Here is a 23,195-nt window from a genome sequence, read left to right on the forward strand (position 1 = left end):
CCGTCATTACCACCATTACATTTAACATTTGTTACAGAAGGAGTGATTACAGCATTATTTGGTTGACTAATTGTAAAGGAACTATTCTTTGAGCATCCTTTAGCGTCTGTCACAGTAACAGAATAAGTATTTGCAGGAACTCCTGAAATATTTTGAGTAGTAGCCCCATTAGACCAAAGAAAAGTATAAGGCGCCGTGCCACCAGACACAGAAATATTTACAGCTCCATTATTAGTTGCATTACAATCTGTATTAATTACTGATCCGGTAACATTGATTAATGATGGATCTGTAATTGAGAATGATGAAGTTTGTGTACAGCCATTTGCATCTGTTATTTGAACTGAATAGCTTCCTGATGGTACTCCAGATAAATTTTGTGAAGTTGAACCGTTAGACCAAAGGAATGTATATGGCGGTGTAGCACCTGATAATGAAATGTTAACAGCTCCGTCATTTCCTCCATTACAGGAAGGCGAAATTGGTGTACCCGTTAATGCAAAATTACTCGGTTCAGTTACCGAGTATGAAGCTGTTTTTTTACAATTTTTACTGTCTGTAATTGTGACTGAATAATTACCTGCCGAGACCCCTGTAAGATTTTGATTAGTGGATCCATCACTCCATAAATAGGAATATGGAGGAGTGCCTCCGGTCACATTTAAATTAACTCCACCATCATTAGTACCTTTGCATTTAGGAGGGATTAATGTCCCTGTCATTACAATGTTTGTAGGAGCTGTTATTTTAATGCTGGGATATGCACAGGTTATTGTCGTATCGCCATCTTCATTAAGCTCAGGTAGTATAAATTGAATAACTACAAAATATGTTGTTCCTGCTGCGAGGTTAGAAAATGTATATTGGTTAGATGTTGAAGATGCTGTAATAGGAAGTGGTAACGGTCCTCCTAATAATGTGTATATATAACCAGGATAGCCAGGGGCACCTGATACAGTTATAGATCCAGTTTTTGAACCAAAACAGTCTATATTCTGTTTGGTAATGACCACCGATTCACATTGAGAATAAGATTTAATACTTATTAAAGTGAATAAAAAAACTATCCAGATCCTGATATTTTTAATAAATGTTCCCATTGGTAGTCTCATTTATTGTACGAAATTCTAACTGATTGCTGAGTGATATTTTCAGTACTATCCTTTATTACAAATAAGAAAGAACCAGGACGTAAATCTTTTAATTCTAGATTATAAATATTCTCTTTGAATTCTTGAATAAGTGGATCTCTAAAAATGCTAACATCATAGGGAGGTACACCACCCGTAATGCTTAGTTGTATATAACCATCACTAGCATCTTTAGCAGACGCATCTTTTGTTTTTACAGAAACGGACAAATCCGATTGGTCTTTAGAAACTACCTGAGCAGAAGCCTTATTGAGGCAGGCAAATGCACTAGTTAGTGTAAAAATCATGTAAAAATAAAAGCGTAACATGTTTAGAGTATATCTTAGTATTAGTGTGTTTATTTCTCTCTTTTACGCTACTGATTAATATAGGGTTTGATTTTTTAGCACTTTTGGGGGGAATTGTTCGTAACTTTTAATTTTACGCGTGGAATATAAAACTGGGTAATAATTCGTTAGGGCGTGATCAAAATTTAATGGATTTTTCAATAATTAATTACTCTATGTTTATATAGGGGTTTTTTGGTATTATTCTTTTTGTAAATTTGTCTTAACAGGGTGGCCAAGCAAGATGCAACTGCCCAGATTATATTTTGCAATTCATGCAGGTTGGTAAAGAATAAGGTGGTATTGCCAGCGACTGTTTTATAAATCCGCCTTTAACATTGAAAATACTTCTATTATGAACACTTATAAGGATTACATCAAGGAGATCGAAGAAAGAAAAGGTCAGGGACTTCATCCGAAGCCGATTGATGGTGCTGAATTACTTAGCGAAATCATTGCACAAATTAAAGATTCAGGTAACGTATATCGGGAAGATTCTCTTAAATTCTTTATTTACAATGTTTTACCTGGTACTACAAGTGCTGCTGGTGTGAAAGCTAAGTTTTTAAAGGAAATTATTCTTGGTAAATCCTTAGTAAAAGAGATCACACCTGCTTTTGCCTTTGAGCTATTATCCCACATGAAAGGTGGACCTTCAATTGAGGTTCTGCTTGATCTGGCCTTGGGTAATGATGACTCAATTGCGAAAGAAGCTGCAAACGTTCTAAAGACACAGGTTTTTCTATACGAGGCTGATACAGACCGTCTAAAGGAATCATTCAAAAGCGGTAACAAAATAGCTAAAGATATTATTGAAAGTTACGCAAAGGCTGAATTTTTCACTAAACTACCAGAAGTACCAGAAGAAATTAAAGTAGTTACTTTTATTGCTGGTGAAGGTGATATTTCGACTGACTTACTTTCTCCGGGCAATCAGGCTCACTCACGTTCAGACCGTGAACTTCACGGCAAATGTATGATTTCTCCTCAGGCACAAGAGGAAATCAAGGCATTGCAAGCAAAACACCCAGACAAAAGTGTGATGTTAATTGCTGAGAAGGGCACCATGGGAGTGGGTTCATCAAGAATGTCAGGTGTAAACAACGTGGCTCTTTGGACTGGTAAACAAGCAAGCCCATACGTTCCATTTGTTAATATTGCTCCGATCGTTGGAGGTACAAATGGTATTTCTCCTATTTTCCTCACAACTGTTGACGTTACTGGTGGTATTGGAATTGACCTAAAAAACTGGGTGAAAAAGCTGGATGCAAATGGTAAGCCTGTTCTCAATGAAAATGGTGAGCCGGTTCTCGAGCAAGCATACTCTGTAGCTACTGGTACTGTTCTTACGATCAATACGAAAAAGAAGAAACTTTATAATGGCGACAAAGAGCTGATTGACATTTCTAAGGCATTCACTCCTCAGAAAATGGAATTTATAAAGGCAGGAGGGTCATACGCAATTGTATTCGGTAAAAAGATCCAGACATTCGCCGCAAAGATACTAGGTGTCTCTATTCCTCCTGTATTTGCTCCATCAAAAGAGGTTTCTAATGAAGGACAAGGTCTTACTGCAGTAGAGAAAATATTCAATAGAAATGCTGTTGGTACGACTCCTGGGAAAGTATTGCATGCTGGTTCAGACGTTCGTGTAACAGTTAACATCGTAGGATCTCAAGACACGACTGGTCTTATGACTGCTCAGGAATTGGAATCTATGGCTGCTACAGTAATTTCTCCAATCGTTGATGGTGCATACCAATCAGGCTGTCATACGGCTTCAGTTTGGGATAAAAAAGCTCAGGCAAACATTCCAAAACTAATGAAGTTTATGAACGAATTCGGTCTAATCACTGCCCGTGATCCGAAAGGCGTTTATCATTCAATGACTGATGTAATTCACAAGGTTCTTAACGATATTACAGTGGATGAGTGGGCTATCATCATCGGTGGTGACTCGCATACAAGAATGTCTAAAGGTGTTGCTTTCGGTGCTGACTCAGGCACTGTTGCTCTTGCATTAGCTACAGGTGAAGCTTCAATGCCAATTCCTGAATCAGTGAAGGTAACATTCAAAGGAAACATGAAGGGGTATATGGATTTTCGTGATGTAGTTCATGCTACACAAGCCCAGATGCTTCAGAAGTTTGCCGGAGAAAACGTATTCCAAGGCAGAGTTATTGAAGTTCATATTGGAACTCTTACCGCTGACCAGGCATTTACATTTACAGACTGGACTGCAGAGATGAAAGCAAAAGCTTCTATCTGTATTTCTGAGGATGCTACATTAATTGAATCACTGGAGATCGCTAAGAGCAGAATCCAAATCATGATCGACAAGGGCATGGATAACAAGAACCAAGTTCTTCAGGGGTTGATTGATAAAGCTAATAAGAGAATCGCTGAGATTAAATCAGGTGAGAAACCAGCATTAACTCCGGATGCAAATGCTAAGTATTATGCTGAAGTTGTTGTTGATCTTGATCTGATCTCAGAGCCAATGATCGCTGACCCTGATGTTAATAACGCAGATGTTTCTAAACGTTATACTCACGATACAATCAGACCTCTATCATTCTATGGAGGAGATAAAAAAGTAGATCTTGGATTTATAGGTTCCTGCATGGTTCACAAAGGCGATATGAAAATTCTTGCCCAAATGCTAAAGAACTTAGAAGCACTAAAAGGTAAAGTTGAGTTTCAGGCACCCCTTGTTGTTGCTCCTCCTACTTATAACATTGTAGATGAATTGAAGGCTGAAGGTGATTGGGAAGTATTGCAGAAATACTCCGGTTTTGAATTTGATGATAATGCTCCTAAATCTGCTGCACGTACAAAATACGAGAATATGTTGTATCTAGAGCGTCCGGGATGTAACCTATGTATGGGTAACCAGGAAAAAGCAGAAAAAGGAGATACTGTAATGGCAACTTCTACTCGTCTTTTCCAAGGAAGGGTGGTTGAAGATGCTGATGGCAAGAAAGGTGAATCCTTGCTTTCGTCTACGCCTGTTGTAGTGCTTTCTACAGTTCTTGGTAGAACTCCTACAATTGATGAATATAAAGCCGCAGTGCAAGGAATCAATCTGACTAAATTTGCACCATCTAATAAGCAGTTAGTAAACTAGTTTTTACCAACTACCTTTAATAAAAACAAAAAACCATCCTGCAAAACAGGATGGTTTTTTGTTTATAGCATATCTTACTTCAAAATTTTGCTATAAGATTGTTGTTTTTAATAACTCTGTTTTAGTATTTTAACTTTTAGTGTGTTCAATTGTTAACCCTATTAGATATACGGAAATTATGGCTTTCGATTTAGAAATGATTAAAGCTGTTTACGCTCGTTTTGAAGAACGTATTGAAGCAGCAAAAAAGGTTGTAGGCAGACCACTCACATTGACAGAGAAAATTCTATATTCTCACCTTTATGACGGTAAAGCAGGTCAAGCTTTTGAAAGGGGGAAATCTTATGTAGATTTTGCTCCAGACCGCGTAGCGATGCAAGATGCTACAGCTCAGATGGCATTGCTTCAATTTATGTCTGCAGGTAAAAAGAAAGTCGCAGTTCCTTCAACTGTTCACTGTGATCACCTAATCCAGGCTGAAATAGGAGCTAAGAAGGATCTTGAAACTGCCAATAAAGTCAATAAGGAAGTTTATGATTTCCTTGCATCAGTTTCTAATAAATATGGAATTGGATTTTGGAAACCGGGTGCTGGTATTATTCATCAGGTTGTAATCGAAAATTATGCATTTCCCGGTGGAATGATGATAGGAACGGATTCTCATACTCCGAATGCGGGAGGACTAGGGATGATAGCAATCGGAGTCGGGGGAGCAGATGCTGTAGATGTTATGGCTGGTATGCCATGGGAACTGAAATTTCCTAAATTAATAGGAGTGAAGCTTACCGGAAAACTTAATGGTTGGACTTCTGCAAAAGACGTAATTCTTAAAGTTGCCGGTATTCTTACTGTAAGTGGTGGTACAGGTGCAATTCTTGAATATTTCGGAGAAGGTGCTGAAAGCTTAAGCTGTACAGGTAAAGGTACTATCTGTAATATGGGTGCTGAAATAGGAGCGACTACTTCTGTTTTTGGTTATGATGGAAAAATGAAAGCATATCTTGAGGCTACCGGTAGAAAAGATATAGCTTCGGAAGCTGATAAAATTGCGAAATATTTAAGAGCTGATGACGAAGTTTATCAAAATCCTTCAAAATTCTTTGATCAACTAATTGAAATCAATCTTTCAGAATTGGAGCCACATGTGAACGGTCCTTTCACCCCCGATTTAGCATGGCCACTTTCTAAATTCTCTGAAGCTGTTAAAGAAAAAGGATGGCCTGCGAAATTAGATGTAGGTTTGATAGGTAGCTGCACAAATTCTTCTTATGAAGATATTACCAGGGCAGCTTCTATTGCAAAACAGGCCGCTACCAAAAAATTGAAAACTAAATCTGAATACACTGTGACGCCTGGTTCTGAGTTGGTTAGGTATACCACTGAAAGAGATGGCCTCCTTAAAGTATTTGAAGATATAGGAGGTGTTGTATTGGCAAATGCTTGCGGCCCTTGTATCGGACAATGGGCAAGACATACCAATGATCCTAACAAGAAAAACTCTATCATTACTTCTTTCAACAGAAATTTTGCTAAGAGAAATGACGGAAACCCCAATACTCACGCATTTGTCGCATCTCCTGAAATTGTTACAGCACTTGCAATTGCAGGTGATCTTACTTTCAATCCCTTGAAAGATAAGTTGAAAAATGAAAATGGTGAAGAGGTAATGCTTGACGAGCCGCAAGGAATTGAACTTCCTATTAAAGGTTTTGCTGTTGAAGATGCCGGTTATATTGCTCCAGCATCTGATGGAGATAAAGTTCAAGTAATTGTTGATCCAAAATCTGACCGTCTTCAACTTCTTGATCCATTCTCAGCATGGGAAGGAACCGATCTTAAAGGATTGAAACTTCTTATTAAAGCAAAAGGAAAATGTACTACTGACCATATCTCTATGGCAGGTCCTTGGTTAAAATACAGAGGTCATTTAGATAATATATCCAATAACATGCTTATTGGAGCACTTAACTTTTTCAATGAAGCAACCAATAAAGTTAAAAATCAGTTAACTGGTCAATTTGGAGAGGTTCCCGCAACAGCTAGAGCATATAAAGCAAAAGGAATTGGTTCAATAGTAATTGGCGATAATAATTATGGTGAAGGTTCATCCAGAGAACATGCTGCAATGGAGCCACGTTTTCTTGGTGTTCGTGCAATCCTTGTAAAATCATTTGCCAGAATTCACGAAACAAACCTTAAAAAGCAAGGAATGCTAGGTTTGACTTTTGCAAATTCTGCAGATTATGATAAGGTCAGAGAAGATGATAACATTGATATTCTAGGATTACAAACATTTACTCCAGGAGTGCCTTTGACAATTGTATTAAATCACTCTGATGGTACAAAAGACGAATTTAAAGTTAACCATACTTATAATGAATCTCAGATCGAGTGGTTCAAAGCTGGTTCAGCATTAAATCTTATCGGTTTGAAAGAGAAAAGTGGTAAATAATTTCTGGAACGAAATAAATTAAAAGAGGCAATTCTTAGGAATGGCCTCTTTTGTATAATTATTGATTTAGTTGAATAACTGCAAAAGGAGCAACTATTTCATTTTATTCCGCTTAATAAGATAATTAATTAAAATCTGATCAAAGCCATTATTGATATCAGCTTTTATAAAATCAATTTTATACTGTCCTGCTTTTAATTTTATATCTTCAAAATATTGCTTAGTAGCTGAAAGATAAGCATCCTTAACTTGCGACGGATTGATTTTTATTTTTTGCCCTTTTTCAATATCTATAAACTCATATGGCCTTTCTTCAAAGTTAAATTCTTCTTCTGTTTTTGAATCAATTACATGGAAAAGTAAAACCTCATGATTGTTGTGTTTTAAATGTTGCAGAGCAGGGAAGATGCTATCTTTATCCTCTCTGTTTTCCAGCATATCGCTGAATATTATTACCAAAGATCTCTTGTTAATTTTATCAGCTATCTGGTGGACTACATTAGCCACTCCTGATTTTTTTTCATTGCGATTTTCCTTCAGAAGGTTTTCTAATTGAAGGAAGATAGAGTGAAGGTGACTAGGGGTTGATTTTATTGGGGTTAGAATTTCTATGTCTTCAGAAAAGGTACAAAGGCCTACCGCGTCTCTTTGATTTTGAAGTAAATACGCAAGGCAGGCTGCGGCCATAGTACTAAAAGTGATTTTACCTAAGTTTTTCTCTGGGTAAAACATTGAGGAAGATGTATCAATTAAGAGAAGACATCTTAAATTGGTCTCTTCTTCATATCTTTTTGTATATAAACGGTCTGTTTTTCCATAGACTTTCCAGTCGATATGTCGGGTGCTTTCTCCAGTATTATATAGTCTGTGTTCTGCAAATTCAACTGAAAAACCATGATAAGGAGATTTGTGTAAGCCAGTAATAAACCCTTCAACCATCTGTTTAGCCAGGAACTCAATATTCCCAAATTGCCTTATTGCATTTAAATCTAACTTCATTTATTAATAACTTTTTAAAAATCCCGAGATCCCATTTTTCTGAAGCGCAGCTATTTCAGCTTCTCCCTTCTTTTTTTCGTAAGGACCTATAAGTAGTCTGTTTATAATAGTGTTTTTGACTTTAATAACTTCAATATAAATATTATTTGGATCAATTTTTTCCTGAAGCCGGTTAATTTCTTCCGATAAAACTTCGGAATCTTTGTAGGCTCCTGTTTGAATATAATATCCCTTTAATTCAGTTTTATTAAAGTTAAAATCATATGATCCAGGAGAAGAAGGAATCGCCTTTTCAGCTTTATCTAGGATAGCTGTATTAGATTTAGAAACTGTATCCTGAATAATTAAACTGTCACTCAATATTTCAATTTTTACCTTAGTTACACCTTTTTTGATAAAATTTAGCTCCTTAGCAGCACAATAAGAAAGATCAATTATTTTTCCTTTCCCATAAGGTCCCCTATCATTAATGGTGACAATTACTGAACTGTCGTTAGATAGGTTTGTTACTTTAACTTTGGTGTGAAAGGGGAGGGTTCTGTGAGCTGCTGTAAGTTTATTTTTGTGATATTTATCTCCCGAAGCTGTCCTTCGACCATGAAATTTGTCAGCATAATAGCTGGCTAATCCTTCTTCAGAAGAATTAGTTTGGGCAAACAATACTACTTTCCAAGTGAAAAACAGAAAAAAGAAGAGTCGTTTTTTCATACAGCGGTTATAACGATCTGTTCTGTTAAAAATATACAAAAAAATAATAATGTAATTTTTTTTGTAGAATTTCACTTTTTTTTTTGAAAGAAAAGGAAAGTTTTATATTTTTACTTGTAAGTAAACAAAATTATCCAAGGACTGTGGAAGAGAATAAGGATCAAGAAAAAGTAGAAATTTACTCTCAGAGAGTAAGAGCAGGGAAAAGAACGTATTTCTTTGACATTAAGTCAACACGTTCAAACGATTATTATCTTACAATCACTGAGAGTAAGAGGAGGTTTAAAGATGATGGGTATTTTTATGAGAAACACAAAATTTTCCTTTACAAAGAAGATTTTGATAAGTTTCTTGAAGCTTTAAAAGGTACCATTGATCATGTGAAAACTGAATTAATGCCTGATGTGGATTTTTCAAAATTCGAAGATAACGGAGAGAGAGACAGGGACGAGGAAGGATCTACTCCTCCAAGTGATGAATTAACTTGGGATTAAATTAAAAGCTAAAACGATATTTTAGCTCCTTAATTATAAATTAAGGAGCTTTTTTTGTTTTTGGAACCTCCAAAAATGCATTTTGTTTATATATTTGCAATAAAAATAAATTTAAGATGGGACTTCAGTGTGGTATTGTAGGATTGCCCAATGTAGGGAAATCAACTTTGTTCAACGCACTTTCAAATGCTAAAGCAGAAGCGGCTAATTATCCTTTTTGTACAATTGAGCCAAATGTTGGGGTGATTACTGTTCCTGATGAACGTTTAATTGCGCTGGAACAACTAGTCAATCCGGAAAAGGTATTACCAACAGTAATAGAGTTTGTTGATATTGCAGGTCTTGTGAAAGGTGCAAGCAAAGGAGAGGGGTTGGGAAATAAATTTCTTGCCAATATCAGAGAGGTTGATGCTATTATTCACGTTGTCAGATGTTTTGAAGATGAGAACATAGTGCACGTTGGTGGTAAAGTGGATCCAATTTCTGATAAAGAAATTATAGATACAGAGCTTCAACTTAAAGATCTGGAATCGGTAGATAAAAAAATCCTTAAAGTAGAAAAAATAGCTAAAGCTGGTGATGCAAAAGCTAAAAAAGAATTAGCTATCCTAAATCTATTTAAACAAACTCTGGAGAGCGGAAAAAATGCAAGAAGTCTCCAATTAAACAGTGAAGATGAGCTAGAGGCCGTTGCTGATTTGCATTTGCTGACGATTAAGCCTGTTATTTATGTTGCAAATGTAGATGAGGGGTCTGTTATCAAAGGCAATAAATTTGTGGATACATTAAAAAATGGCGTAGCTGAAGAAAATGCTCAGGTAATCGTTGTTTGTGCAGCTATTGAATCTCAAATTGCTGAATTACAGGAAGCTGAAGAAAAGCAGATGTTTCTTCAGGAATATGGTCTTGATGAATCAGGTTTGAATAAACTAATTAAAGCTTCTTATAAATTACTCAATTTAATTACCTATTTTACAGCGGGTGTAAAAGAAGTGAGGGCTTGGACGATAAAGAGTGGTTGGAAAGCTCCTCAGGCAGCGGGTGTTATCCACTCTGATTTTGAAAAAGGATTTATTAAGGCTGAAGTAATTAAAATGTCTGATTACGAGAAGTTTAAAACGGAGTTGGCGTGTAAAGAAGCAGGTAAAATTTCAATTGAAGGAAAAGAATATGTGGTCGAAGACGGTGATATTATGCACTTCCGATTTAATGTTTAAAACAATTTTCCTTAACTTAGTGTTGTATCCAGGTAAAATAAAAAGTTTTTTATTAAACGATTTTTTAAAATTATTAAGATTTGAGAGTAAGAATAGTTTTCGGCTTAACAAACAAAGGGGCTTCGGTACCCTTTCACCATCAGTTTTTACTATCCGGGTTAGTAAATTCTGTGATGGACAGACACAGGATTGAGTTTCCTGATTTCGACTTATATAATTTCTCGGGCTTAAAAGGACAAACTAAAGTTGGTAAAGAAGGCTTGCACTTCTATTCTAACAAAGTGACTCTTGTCTTTTCAAGTCCAAATGAAAAATATATAGATGTTTTCGTCAAGGCGTTATTTAAAATGCCTCAGGTTGAAATCGGTAAGTTATTACTCGTTCCTCTCACCGTAGAAAGAGAAGCAGAACCTCAGCTTAGCACAGAGGTGAAGTTTATCTGTATTTCTCCATTGGTAATTATCAATCCGGAGGAAAAAGGAAGTGATCCTAAAAAATTCATTAGTCCTTCTACAGATATGTTTTCTGATATGCTTTATGAAAGTACGATGAGTAGAATGGAAAAATCTAAAAGATTTACTCCTGAAGAAATAGCGTCTTTCTACAAATTCCAGATTGTTCCAGATAAAGACTATCTTACAAAGATAAGAGAGGAAGAAAAGAAATTTGCACGTATTTTCCCTGTTTTTCATAAAGCTGAAAAATACGAAGTAAGAGGATATACGTTCCCTTTTACGTTATATGCAGATCCTAAAGTACAGCAGTTTGTATTTGATTGCGGTTTAGGATTCTATGCCTTTAAGGGCTTTGGAATGTTGGATATCGCTAATGCAGATCCGAACCAAAGAACTACTCCCTTCAATGTTAGTAATGATTAGTAATATAAACGGGAGAAATTACTTTCTTCCGTTTATATTAATTGATTTATAACCTACCACAACATCAGATCTCGCTCCCGGTGGTCTATAATAGACTATAAAATCGTACAAATTCTGGGTCGCGAAATGAGATCCTTCAAAAAAAACTTCATCACTGATTTTGCTTCCTTGTGGTACAAAAGCATATCTGTAATTGTAATAGCCTTGTTTTAATAAGGTTTTCAATTGATATGTGTTTGTTTCACTATTAAATAATAATTCAGAACCAGGCCCTAAGTCATAATTATTAAATGATCCTACCACAAATACCTTACCCGGTACAGGTTCTTTGGTATCCAGTAAGAAATTTGTAAATATATAATCAGGTTCCACTTCTTTTGTCTTTGTTTCGTAAAGCTCCACAACAAAACGCCCGTCAATATCAGGATAAAGTGCGTAAGCTTGGTTATTTGTGCTAAGATCTCTCTTTAAAAAAGCTTCCGCAAAATCTGGCTGAATAGATATTTTATCTACATTAATATCATTAAACTTTACACTCCTAGTACTGAATGTCCTGAATTCGTTTCCGCCAGGAAAATTATTTTCTAGGTTAAAGAAATTGTAATCAAGTTTATGGATATCCTCTTGGACATATAAGGGTTGCAAATTGTCTATTACTTTATCCCATCTATTGTTTTGCCGAATAACTACTTTTACAGAACCTCTGGGATTTATAATTTCCATATTAGGGTACAATATATTAAAATCCAGTTGTTGGTGGGTGAAGCGTTGATTAATTCCTGTAGAAGGTTTTTGCTCAGCTACTATAGCTACTTTGCTATCAAAAACAATAAACCTCTTGGTTAAAATTAAATCTGATTCATCACCACTTCTATAGATGACCGCAAGGTAATTGCCTGTTACTTTTACTTTAGGTAACGTTGTTTTGTAATGAGTATAAGGAATTCGTGTTCCTATTGATGACTTTCTATCCTCAATAAAATTTTCATTGTAGCCATCAAGGTATTGAACTGTGCTAAGGCTAGAGATCGTCCAGTCTGCATTGCAGTGAATGATTTTCAGGTATAAGCTCGATGTATTTTCTCCTAATTCATCAAATTCTAAAATCAGCGGCACATTCTGAATTAAAGGTACTATGGGAGTATTCAATTCATCATTGGTTCCTGAATTAGCAGGATATAGCAATACCGTTTTAAACGTTTCTTCATATACACAATCACGTGTAACTAGGGCTTTGTCTTGTGATTTTAAATTACTACTAAAAATCAGTTGGATAATGCCCGAAATAAATAGGAGACTAGAAAGTCTCCTTAAAAATTTAGATTTTATCATATTATTTTTTCTCTTCAAGCTCTTGGATTTTTTCTGCATATGCATCCCATTTCTGCTGTTCTTCTTCCAGTTGCTGACGAAGCTGCTCATATTTAGAGTTAATATCTGCAAGTTTTTGAACATTACTATAAACGTCAGGCTTTGCCAATTCTTCTTCTACTTTTACTTTTTTATTTTCCAGTTCCGTTATTCTTGCTTCAGTTTTATCCAGTTGATTTTGGAGGCTCTTTAGTTCTTTTTGGATATCCTTTCCTGGTTCAATATTATTTTTAACAGGCTTTTCTTCAGATTTCTTAGGTGAAGGGCTTGCAGGTGCAGCTGTCGGATTTTTAACTCTTTGTTCCTGCCAGTAACAGTATTCTTCGTAGGTTCCGGGATACTCTTTTATTTCATTGTCTTCTATAAACCAGATTTTATTAGCTACCTGAGACACAAAATGTCTGTCGTGCGAAATTACAATATAGGTTCCTTCATATTGTTGAAGAGCCTGTATCAGAATATTCACAGAGACAATATCCAGGTGGTTTGTTGGCTCATCCAGCAACAGAAAATTGGCTTCTGAAATCAGTGTTTTGGCAAGTGCTACTCTTGATTTTTCTCCTCCTGATAATACTTTGATTTTTTTGAAAACATCATCATTTGAAAAGAGGAAACAGCCCAGTACTGAGCGAAGCTCTAACTCTGATTTGTCGCTGCCAGCTTCTTTAAGCTCATCCAGCATAGAGTTGTTAACGTTTAGAGATTCAAGCTGGTGCTGTGCAAAAAATCCTTGAAGAACATTGTGTCCTTCTGTTCTTTCTCCTTCTATATTTTCAGTACCTGCTATGATTCTTAAAAGAGTAGATTTTCCTTTACCATTCGCGCCAATCAGGGCTATTTTATCTCCTCTTTCAATGATTGCATGTGTATTCCTTAAAATATTAAGGTCTGCATAAGACTTTGAAATATTTTTTAACGAGAGAATTGTTCTTCCTGGATTTTTGCTAAACTTAAATCTGAAGTTAACCCTTGCATTTTCCTCCACTACATCCTCAATCATATCCATACGTTCTAAAGATTTTACACGTGATTGGACTTGGCGTGCTTTAGATGCTTTTGCTTTGAAACGGTCTATAAAACGCTCCGTTTGGCGGATTTTGGATTGCTGATTTTCAAAGGCTCCTTTCTGAATCTCGGCCCTAAGGGCCTTTTCTTCAAGGTAAAATTGATAGTTACCAGCATATATGTGAAGATTCTGCTGAGTTACTTCCACAACCGTTTTTACAGTATTATCAAGAAAATACCGGTCGTGAGAAACTACAATAATAGCACCTTCATAACTTTCTAGATATTTCTCTATCCATTGAATGGATGGAAGGTCAAGGTGGTTGGTAGGCTCATCAAGAAGAAGGAGCGATGGTTTTGCTAAAAGGAGTTTAGCAAGCATCACCCGCATTCTCCATCCTCCGGAAAATGTTTTTAAAGGTTTCTCCAGATCTCTAGTGGAAAAGCCAAGTCCCTCTAGTATTTCTTCTGCTTTGGATTGAATCGAATAACCATCCAATGCTTCAAATCTTTCTTGTAGTTTAGTTAGTTTGTCAACTAGTGAGTCTTTATAATCGACCTCCATTTCTTTTAGAACTTCATCGATTTTCTTTTGAAGGGCCATTGCTTCTTCAAAAGCCTGCATCGCTACATGGAGTATGCTCTCCTGAGAATCATAGGAGAGAAGATCCTGATTAAGAAAACCAATAGTACATTCTCCGCTTCTGGAAATATCTCCTTTGTCTGGCTTATACTCTCCTGTAATAAGGCGAAGCAGCGTTGATTTGCCTGTTCCATTGGCACCTATTAGTCCAATTCTGTCTTTAGGCTTTATATGTAGGGAAACATCTTCGTAAAGTGGACGACTACCAAAATAGAAAGACAGATTGTTTATTGAGAGCATAATTTTAGAATAATAAAATAAAAGGCAAATTTAACCAATTAAGAGGAGTATGGAAAGTTTTATCAAATAATGAAGGCCAGGGAGTAAAAGTTCAATGCTATTTAATTAATTTTGGGTTAAAAATACTCCTATGCATAAACCCGCTTTTGATGATATTTATATGGAACTGGCTGTAAATCTTTCCAAAAGATCTCACTGTGTAAAAAGACAAGTAGGAGCAGTACTTACCAAAGATACCAGAATTATTTCAATTGGTTATAATGGACCTCCTGCTGGTACTCATAATTGCGATGAAGAATGGCCAGGAGAGGGGTGCCCGCGGGATTCAAAAGGAAGCTGTTCTCTTGCCTTGCATGCTGAACAAAATGCCATTATCTATGCAATAGATAATGGTGCAATAATTAAGGGATCAACTATATATGTTACACTCTCCCCCTGTATTGCCTGCGCCAGAGTTATTTTCAGTCTTGGAATTTCAAAAGTAATTTTCCTTCATTCATATGCTGAATATAAAGGTATTGCGAGTGATGAAGGCGTAGACTTTTTAAGGAAGTTTGGTGTCGAAGTTGAAAAATACAAGGGTGAGTTACCTCATTTTACCCCTAATGATGTAAGTCGAGGTTAATATTATAAAATATTAACCTCTGTTTCCAGCTCAATCCCGAATTTTTCAGTTACGGATTTTTTAATTTCTAAAGAAAGATTTTTGATTTCTTCTCCACTGGCTTTACCACAATTAATTAAAACCAGGGCCTGATTTTTATGAACACCTGCATTGCCGATAACTTTTCCTTTCCAGCCACACTGTTCATTTAACCAACCTGCCGGAACCTTTACCTTTCCAGGTTCGCAGGGGAAAAAAGGTATAGTCGGGTATTGAAGCTTTAGTTTTGCAAATTGCTCTTCCGGAATTTCAGGATTTTTAAAGAAACTTCCTGCGTTGCCAATTACCGAAGGATCAGGAAGTTTTGATTTTCTGATATGAATAACAGCATCACTTACATCTTTAACGGTTGGTTTAAATACATTCATCTCTTTTAATGTATCTGTAATAGCTCCATAGGAAATATTGAGATGAGGGTTTTTTTCCAGTTTAAAAAATACATTGGTGATGACAAATTTTCCTTTAAAGTGCTGTTTAAAAATGCTGTCTCTGTATCCGAATAAACAATCTTGGTTTGTAAATACAGCCTTATCACCAGTTGCAATATGGATAGCTTCAAGGCTTTCCATGCAATCTTTAATTTCTACTCCATAAGCTCCTATATTTTGGACTGGGGCAGCACCTACAGAACCGGGAATTAGAGATAAATTTTCTAACCCTCCAAAACCTCGAGTTACTGTATACAATACAAGATCATGCCATAGCTCTCCTGCACCTGCTTTGATGTAGACAGAAGTGTCATTTTGTCCAATAATTTCAATACCTTTTATTTGGTTATGCATGACAAGCCCATCAAAATCTTTTGTAAATAGGATGTTGCTGCCGCCACCAAGCACTAGTTTGGGTAAATTTTTATATTCTTCATTATTCAATATTTCTAATAACTCGCTCTCATTTTTAAACTGAGTATACCCTTTTGTATTGACATCTATCCCAAAAGTGTTGTATTTCTTTAAACTTACGTCTGATTTAATTTCCATTTAATATAAAAATTCTCCTATAAAAACCCCAAGTATTTTAATTCTGTTCAAAGTTAACTTTTCAAAAAAAGAAAAAGATGACGAAGATCAAATTTTACATTTTGAGCTAAAAAAACTTATTCACATTTTTTTAGAATCATGTAAGGAATAGGTAAGATTTTGAAGATGTTAACATCTGAAGTTAAAAATCATAATAGGTTGAAATCATGAGGTTTAGTTATTAAAAGTACTTGTTTTGGGGTAATTATTTGATTTATAAACTTTTAAAATGAATTGTCCACAAAGTTTAGTATTTTTTGTGGAAAAAAGTTATTTAAAATCATTCTAAATTATGACCATTTTTTGGGTTTTTAAAATGTAATTAATTGATATTCAGTGGTATTTTATTGGAAAGCTTGGTAAGGTTATATTTTCCCTAAAATTGCTCTAAAAACATTTTTGATAAATTCAATTCCCATACTAGATTTGTGCGACTTTATAAAGAGTATGCCCAAATTAACGGATAAAACTAATTTTAACATGTCCTTAACCAATACCATCAATCGCTCGGCGATTACTTTGTTATTACTTTTTCTTTCACTTTTTGTCAGTTTGCCATCGAATGGTCAGGAGAAACCGGCTGCGGGCGCAGCAGGAGCCGATCCAGCAAAGGTAGCTGAAGGTGCAAAGTTGTTTGAAGCAAATTGTAAGGCTTGTCACGCTGTCAATGACGTAGTTGTTGGGCCTGCGCTGAAAGATGTGAACAAAAGAAGACCAATCGCCTGGATTGTAAACTTCGTTCACAATTCACAGAAAGTAATTGCAAGTGGAGATCCGTATGCTGTTGAGCTTTTCAACAAATACAACAAAACTGAAATGAAATCTTTCCCTGAACTTTCAGAGGATCAGATTAAAAGTATTGTAGCATATATTGTAGATGAAGGTGGAAAAGCTAAAGTTACCCCTGGGCCAACGACAACTACAGATCCAAATCAGCCAGAGGATAAATCTAAAGGAGAAGGCGAATATTCTGGCATAATCCTTATCCTTATCATCATCGTTCTAGTTCTAGTTCTTGTAATGTTAGTTGTATTTCTTTCGGTATTGAAAAGATACCTGAAAGACAAAGAAGAAAAACTTGCAGAATCTGACAGAGAAATAGTAAATCAAAAATTTGATATACTAAAAGTAATAAAAAGCAAAGGATTCCTTTCTATAGTAGGTATCATCTTTGTTTCCTTAGCACTCAGAGCTTGCTGGAACAACATGTTCTATGTAGGTGTAGATCAAGGCTATGCTCCAATACAGCCAATACCATTCTCTCATAAACTTCACGCTGGTCAGTACAAAATCGATTGTAACTATTGCCACACTGGAGTAACTAAAGGTAAACAAGCAAACATCCCATCTTTGAATATCTGTATGAACTGCCACTCTCAAATTAAGAGCGGTCCAAGATTCGGTCAGGATGGAATTGCAAAAGTTATTGACGCTTACAATTCAAATAAGCCTGTGAAATGGGTAAGAGTACACAACCTTCCTGATCTTGCTTACTTCAACCATGCCCAACACGTGAAAGTGGGTGGTATAGAATGTAAGACATGTCACGGTCAGATCGATACCATGGAAGTTGTAAGACAGCACTCACCTTTAACAATGGGATGGTGCATCAATTGCCACAGAGAGACTGCGGTGAACGGAAAAGACAATGCTTATTATGACAAGCTCCTTGAGCTTCATTCTAAGAAAGGTCCGTTGAAAGTTGCTGAAAACGGAGGTCTTGAGTGTGCAAAATGTCACTATTAATCAATTTAGAAGCCTAATTCATTTTATATAGATTCTTATGAAAGATAACAATAAAAAATACTGGAAAGGAATTGAGGAATTATCCAACGATCCAGAATTTTTAAAGCATGCGCATAATGAGTTCCCTGAATTTTTATCTGTAAAGGAAAAAGGAAGCAGTGATGCTTCTGATGCTCCTGACAGAAGAGATTTTTTGAAACTATTAGGCTTTAGTGTTGCTGCAGTTTCCCTTGCTGCTTGCGAGGCTCCTGTAAAAAAAGTTATTCCATATGTAAATAAGCCTGTTGACGTTGATCCAGGAATAGCAAACTGGTATGCTTCTACATACCAAGAAGGTGGCGAATATTGCAGCATCTTAGTAAAAACAAGAGAAGGCAGACCTATTAAAATTGAAGGAAACAAACTTTCTCCAGTTACAATGGGCGGAACAAGTGCCAGAGTACAGGCTTCTGTTCTAAGTTTATACGATACTGAAAGATTAGAATTCTTTGTTGAGAATGGCAAAGCTGTAAAAGTTAAGTCTATAGCAGAATATGCTCCTCTTGACAGAAAAATAAAAGATAAATTAGCTGCAGCTCAGGCTTCAGGTAAATCAATTAAAATTGTATCTCAGACAATTTTAAGCCCTACAACTAAAAAAGTAATCGAAGAATTTAAGGCAAAATACCCTGCAACTGAACATGTTATGTATGATGTTCTTTCTGCAGAAGGTATCCTTAAAGCAAATGAAATATCTCTTGGTCAGAGAATAATCCCTTCTTATAATTTTGCTGCGGCAGATGTAATAGTAAGCTTTGGCGCCGATTTCCTTGGATCATGGATTTCTCCGATAGAATATGCTAAGCAATATTCTAAAACAAGAAAATTAAGTGCTCATAAGAAAACAATGAGTAAGCATTATCAAATCGAAAGCAATTTATCGCTTACCGGTTGTAATGCTGATACAAGATTACCTATCAAACCTTCTGAAGAAGGACTATATGTTGCAGCTTTATACAATGCACTTGGATTTGGTGGATTAAGCACTAAAGCTCCAAACCATGAAGTAATTAAAAAAGCAGCGGCAGATCTTTTAAAGGCAAAAGGAAAATCATTAGTTGTAAGCGGATCAAACGATCCATATGTGCAGCTTTTGGTAAATAAAATCAATAGTGAATTAGGCAATTACGGTAAAACTATTGATGTAACTACTCCATCTTTCCAAAAACAAGGAAGCGATGAAGCAATCCTTAAGTTTATTGATGATGCTAAATCAGGTCAAGTTGGAGCAGTTATTTTCTATGGAGCTAACCCTGTTTATGATCATCCAAAAGGAGAGGAGCTAAAAGAAGCATTAAAGAAAATTTCATTGAAAATTTCTTTTAATGATCGTATGGATGAGACTTCATCTGAAGTTGACTACGTTTGTCCAGATCTTCATTTCCTTGAGTCATGGAATGATGCTGAACCTAAAAAAGGATTTTTTAGCTTGACTCAGCCTACAATTACTCCGATATTCAAAGGTAACAGAGCTGCTCAGGAGTCGCTTCTGATCTGGTCAGGTAACAAAACGGATTACTATACTTACCTTGAAAATAGCTGGAAATCAAGATTAACAGGAGGCAACTTCCAGGAATTGTGGGATAAAACCTTACATGATGGTTTATATTCTGCAGGAAAAACTTCTGAATTGCATGTTACACCTGGTCATAGTGAAACAGAAGCTTATGCAGCTATCTCTGATACTGCAGCTGTCGGAGCATTTCACACAGGAGGATCATCTACTCCTAATGTTAATCTCAGTGAAGTAGAAGATAATATCAACAGAACTTATAAAACTAATTCAGGCATAGAGCTTAGTCTTTATTATAAAGTAGGATTAGGATCAGGTTCACTCTCAGCAGGAAATAATCCATGGCTACATGAATTACCGGATCCTGTTTCTAAAGCAACTTGGGATAACTATCTAGCCATTCCTAAAAAGATGGCTAACGAGATGGATATTACTCAAGGCGATGTAGTCGCACTTACAGTTGATGGAAAGAATACAGGAATTGAAGTTCCAGTATTGATTCAACCAGGTCAGGCAAACAATACTGCTTCTTTAGCTCTGGGATATGGAAGAACTAAAGCTGGAAAATGTGGAAACGAAGTAGGAAAGAATGCTTATCCTTTAATTAAAGTTAAAGGTGGCAGACTTGATTTGAATGCAGGTGTAGTAACATTCGCTAAAACCGGTGATGAGAGAAAAATAGCTCAAACCCAGACTCACCATACAGTTATGGCCCGTCCAATTATTCAGGACGCTAGCTTAGCTGAATATCAAAAAGATGCTGGTGCGGGAAGATTCAAGCCGATGATTCATACAAACCTGTATGGAGAAAAGAAACCTACCGAAATTACTACATGGTATGAGCATGAGAAGCCTAACCATTTATGGGGAATGAGTATTGACCTCAACTCATGTATTGGTTGTGGAGCTTGCGTTGTAGCTTGTCAGTCTGAAAATAACGTTCCTGTAGTTGGTAGAAAAGAGGTGTTGAACAGGAGAGAGATGCACTGGATTCGTATCGATCGTTACTACAGCAGTGATGCAGAAACAGATAAAACAGGTGAGTATTTTGAAAGTGAATCAGGAGTTAAAGACCTTGAAATAGCTGCCGAGAATCCGACTGTAACATTCCAGCCAATGTTATGTCAGCAGTGTAACCACGCACCTTGCGAGTCAGTTTGCCCTGTTGCTGCAACAACCCACAGCAGCGAAGGTCTGAATCAAATGACCTACAACAGATGTATCGGAACCAGATACTGTGCAAATAACTGCCCATATAAAGTAAGAAGATTTAACTGGTTTAAATATTTTGAAAACGAGGATTTTGACAAGAACGTCAGCATGAACAACTTCCTTGGTAGAATGGTGTTGAATCCTGATGTAACTGTAAGATCAAGAGGAGTTATGGAAAAATGCTCTTTCTGTGTACAGAGAATTCAAGAAGGAAAGCTTAAAGCTAAGATGGAGAAGAGAAGACCAATTGATGGAGAAATCGTTACTGCTTGTGCTTCAGCATGTCCTACAGATGCAATTATATTTGGAGACAGAAATGATTCTGAAAGCAGACTTCACAAAGACAATGTTGTGGAGAATGCAGAAAGATCATATGCAGTCCTTGAAGAGCTTAATGTTCAACCCAACATTTTGTATCTAACTAAAATCAGAAACTCTTAATTTAGAACCTATTACAGATTTTTAATATAAAAAATATGCAAGTTACTTCGCCCGTAAGACCGCCTCTGGTAACAGGGGGCAAAACTGTCTCTGATGTTACTCAGGATATAAGCAGGCACGTAGAAAATAAACCTACAAAATTGTGGATCATGGCGTTCACACTTTCTGTTATCACACTTTGTTATGGTTCATATTGTTTATGGACGACCTGGTATGAAGGAATTGGAATGTGGGGATTGAACAAAACTATTGGTTGGGCTTGGGATATCACCAACTTCGTATGGTGGGTTGGTATTGGTCACGCAGGAACATTGATTTCCGCGATCCTTTTGTTATTCAGACAAAAATGGAGAACCTCAATTAACAGAGCAGCAGAAGCTATGACAATTTTTGCAGTTATTTGTGCTGCAAGTTTTATTGTAGCGCACATGGGTAGACCATGGCTTGCATATTGGGCACTTCCTCTGCCTAATGCTTTTGGATCACTATGGGTAAACTTTAACTCACCACTTGTATGGGACGTGTTTGCAATCAGTACATATTTCACTGTTTCGCTTGTATTCTGGTACATCGGTCTGGTTCCTGATTTTGCTACAATCAGAGAAAGAGCAACAGGAGTTAGAAGAGTTGCTTATGGTGCTCTAAGTTTAGGATGGGACGGTTCTGCAAAAGCATGGCAAAGATATGAGGCTGTCAGCTTAGTGCTTGCAGGTTGTTCTACTCCGCTTGTATTATCGGTTCACACAATCGTTAGTATGGACTTTGCAACTTCAGTAATACCTGGTTGGCACGCAACAATTTTCCCTCCTTACTTCGTTGCTGGTGCAATCTTTTCAGGATTTGCAATGGTATTGACCCTTATGTTAATTACAAGAGTGGTATTCAGACTTGAAGATTACATTACTGTTGAGCATATGGAGTCAATGAATAAAGTTATTGTATTGACTGGATCAATCGTGGGTATTGCATATTTATCTGAGTTTTTTATTGCATGGTATTCTCACGTTCCATACGAAAGTTATACATTCATCAACAGAGCGTTCGGGGATGACTATTGGTGGGCATACTGGTCAATGATGACTTGTAACGTAATTTCTCCTCAGCTTTTCTGGTTCAGAACAGTAAGAAGAAGTATCGCATGGACATTCCTTCTCTCAATAGTAGTAAATATTGGAATGTGGTTCGAGCGTTTTGTAATCATAGCGACTTCACTCTCAAGAGACTTCATACCTTCTAGCTGGGCATATTTTTCACCTACTCTTTATGATATCGGTGATTACTTGTTCACTTTTGGTCTGTTCTTTACACTCTTCTTGTTATTTGCTAAGTTTTTCCCTGTTGTAAACATGGCTGAGGTAAAGGCAATAATTAAATCATCATCTGCAAAAAAAGATACTAAATAAGGAATATGTCAAAAAGCACAAACTATATAATAGGAGTATTTAACGACGAGGATGTACTGATGGATGCGGTTGGCACATTAAGATCATCTGGAGTTAAAATTCAGGAGGCTTATACACCATTTCCTGTACACGGTTTGGATGATGCTTTAGGTTATAAGCCATCTAACCTTCCGATTGCAGCGTTTCTATTTGGATTAACCGGAACAATCTGCGCTTTATTACTAACTATTGGAACTATGGGCTATGACTGGCCTATGGATATCGGAGGTAAACCATATATTCCACTTCCTCACTTTATACCAGTTACTTTTGAGCTAACAATACTTTTAGCATCATTAGGAATGGTAGCAACTTTCTTGATTATCAGCAATCTTAAACCTTGGGGGCATGACCCGTTCATGTTTGACGGAAGAAGTACAGATGATAAATTTCTTATTGTTATTGATCTGGATAAAAATAAGATGGATAAAGTCGCTCTTACCAATTTATTCAAACAGACAGGAGCATCTGAAGTAAATTCTAAAATTGTTGAAAATCATTAATATTA

The 23,195-nt window shown here is 36.4% G+C and carries 17 protein-coding genes; 10 read left to right on the forward strand and 7 right to left on the reverse strand.

All coding sequences use genetic code 11. From position 1 onward, the window contains the following. A partial coding sequence (locus tag K350_RS31425) for a SprB repeat-containing protein (RefSeq protein ID WP_028980915.1) occupies window positions 1–1,100 on the reverse strand: 1,100 nt, incomplete at its 3' end. An 8-nt stretch (window positions 1,101–1,108) separates the two neighbouring features. Then, window positions 1,109–1,438 (reverse strand): SprB repeat-containing protein, encoded by a 330-nt coding sequence (locus K350_RS0116910; RefSeq protein WP_028980916.1) that lies wholly within the window; start codon window positions 1,436–1,438, stop codon window positions 1,109–1,111. Between the two features lie 394 nt (window positions 1,439–1,832). Between K350_RS0116910 and K350_RS0116915 the strand changes: the two genes are divergently transcribed. Both K350_RS0116915 and K350_RS0116920 read left to right on the forward strand, forming a co-directional pair. Beyond that, window positions 1,833–4,604: a bifunctional aconitate hydratase 2/2-methylisocitrate dehydratase gene (locus tag K350_RS0116915; protein ID WP_028980917.1), complete on the forward strand. Its 2,772-nt coding sequence runs from the start codon at window positions 1,833–1,835 to the stop codon at window positions 4,602–4,604. Between the two features lie 178 nt (window positions 4,605–4,782). Further along, on the forward strand, window positions 4,783–7,056 hold the full coding sequence (locus tag K350_RS0116920; protein WP_028980918.1) for an aconitate hydratase: 2,274 nt from the start codon (window positions 4,783–4,785) through the stop codon (window positions 7,054–7,056). A 93-nt stretch (window positions 7,057–7,149) separates the two neighbouring features. Here the strand turns inward: K350_RS0116920 and K350_RS0116925 are convergent, their stop codons facing one another. Both K350_RS0116925 and K350_RS31430 read right to left on the reverse strand, forming a co-directional pair. Then, window positions 7,150–8,055, reverse strand: coding sequence for a DUF58 domain-containing protein (locus K350_RS0116925; protein ID WP_028980919.1), 906 nt, complete (start codon window positions 8,053–8,055; stop codon window positions 7,150–7,152). Between the two features lie 3 nt (window positions 8,056–8,058). Next, window positions 8,059–8,763, reverse strand: coding sequence for a septal ring lytic transglycosylase RlpA family protein (locus tag K350_RS31430; RefSeq protein WP_051313237.1), 705 nt, complete (start codon window positions 8,761–8,763; stop codon window positions 8,059–8,061). A gap of 143 nt (window positions 8,764–8,906) precedes the next feature. Between K350_RS31430 and K350_RS29280 the strand changes: the two genes are divergently transcribed. The 3 genes from K350_RS29280 (at window position 8,907) to cas6 (ending at window position 11,352) form a co-directional block, all read left to right on the forward strand. Further along, a complete protein-coding gene (locus K350_RS29280) occupies window positions 8,907–9,257 on the forward strand; it encodes a DUF3276 family protein (protein ID WP_037576209.1) in 351 nt (116 codons plus the stop codon). A gap of 116 nt (window positions 9,258–9,373) precedes the next feature. Continuing rightward, window positions 9,374–10,474, forward strand: coding sequence for a redox-regulated ATPase YchF (ychF, locus tag K350_RS0116940; protein WP_028980920.1), 1,101 nt, complete (start codon window positions 9,374–9,376; stop codon window positions 10,472–10,474). A gap of 80 nt (window positions 10,475–10,554) precedes the next feature. Next, the gene (gene cas6 / locus K350_RS0116945; protein ID WP_028980921.1) at window positions 10,555–11,352 is read left to right on the forward strand and encodes a CRISPR-associated endoribonuclease Cas6; all 798 of its coding nucleotides are present in this window, start codon (window positions 10,555–10,557) and stop codon (window positions 11,350–11,352) included. 18 nt (window positions 11,353–11,370) lie between these two features. Here cas6 and K350_RS0116950 read toward each other — a convergent pair whose 3' ends face one another. After that, a complete protein-coding gene (locus K350_RS0116950) occupies window positions 11,371–12,684 on the reverse strand; it encodes a type IX secretion system plug protein (protein WP_037576211.1) in 1,314 nt (437 codons plus the stop codon). Window position 12,685: 1 nt separating this feature from the next. After that, window positions 12,686–14,611: a ribosomal protection-like ABC-F family protein gene (gene abc-f, locus K350_RS0116955; protein WP_028980923.1), complete on the reverse strand. Its 1,926-nt coding sequence runs from the start codon at window positions 14,609–14,611 to the stop codon at window positions 12,686–12,688. A 130-nt stretch (window positions 14,612–14,741) separates the two neighbouring features. Between abc-f and K350_RS0116960 the strand changes: the two genes are divergently transcribed. After that, entirely contained in the window at window positions 14,742–15,236 is a 495-nt protein-coding gene (locus K350_RS0116960) for a deoxycytidylate deaminase (protein ID WP_028980924.1), read from the forward strand. Window positions 15,237–15,238: 2 nt separating this feature from the next. Here the strand turns inward: K350_RS0116960 and murB are convergent, their stop codons facing one another. After that, window positions 15,239–16,255, reverse strand: a complete 1,017-nt coding sequence (gene murB / locus K350_RS0116965; protein WP_028980925.1) for a UDP-N-acetylmuramate dehydrogenase — start codon at window positions 16,253–16,255, stop codon at window positions 15,239–15,241. Window positions 16,256–16,774: 519 nt separating this feature from the next. On the opposite strand from murB, the gene K350_RS0116970 reads away from it, so the two are divergent. Genes K350_RS0116970 through K350_RS0116985 form a run of 4 tightly spaced genes read left to right on the forward strand, consistent with a single transcriptional unit; the run spans window position 16,775 to window position 23,190 of the window. Beyond that, a complete protein-coding gene (locus tag K350_RS0116970) occupies window positions 16,775–18,040 on the forward strand; it encodes a c-type cytochrome (protein WP_245598669.1) in 1,266 nt (421 codons plus the stop codon). A gap of 37 nt (window positions 18,041–18,077) precedes the next feature. Then, complete coding sequence (locus tag K350_RS0116975) at window positions 18,078–21,245, forward strand: TAT-variant-translocated molybdopterin oxidoreductase (protein ID WP_028980927.1); 3,168 nt, start codon at window positions 18,078–18,080, stop codon at window positions 21,243–21,245. Between the two features lie 35 nt (window positions 21,246–21,280). Then, the gene (gene nrfD, locus K350_RS0116980) at window positions 21,281–22,648 is read left to right on the forward strand and encodes an NrfD/PsrC family molybdoenzyme membrane anchor subunit (protein WP_028980928.1); all 1,368 of its coding nucleotides are present in this window, start codon (window positions 21,281–21,283) and stop codon (window positions 22,646–22,648) included. Between the two features lie 5 nt (window positions 22,649–22,653). Then, entirely contained in the window at window positions 22,654–23,190 is a 537-nt protein-coding gene (locus K350_RS0116985) for a DUF3341 domain-containing protein (protein ID WP_028980929.1), read from the forward strand. Window positions 23,191–23,195: the final 5 nt, after the last annotated feature.

Origin of the sequence: Sporocytophaga myxococcoides DSM 11118, from assembly GCF_000426725.1 — a bacterium.
GTDB classification, from domain to species: Bacteria; Bacteroidota; Bacteroidia; order Cytophagales; family Cytophagaceae; genus Sporocytophaga; species Sporocytophaga myxococcoides.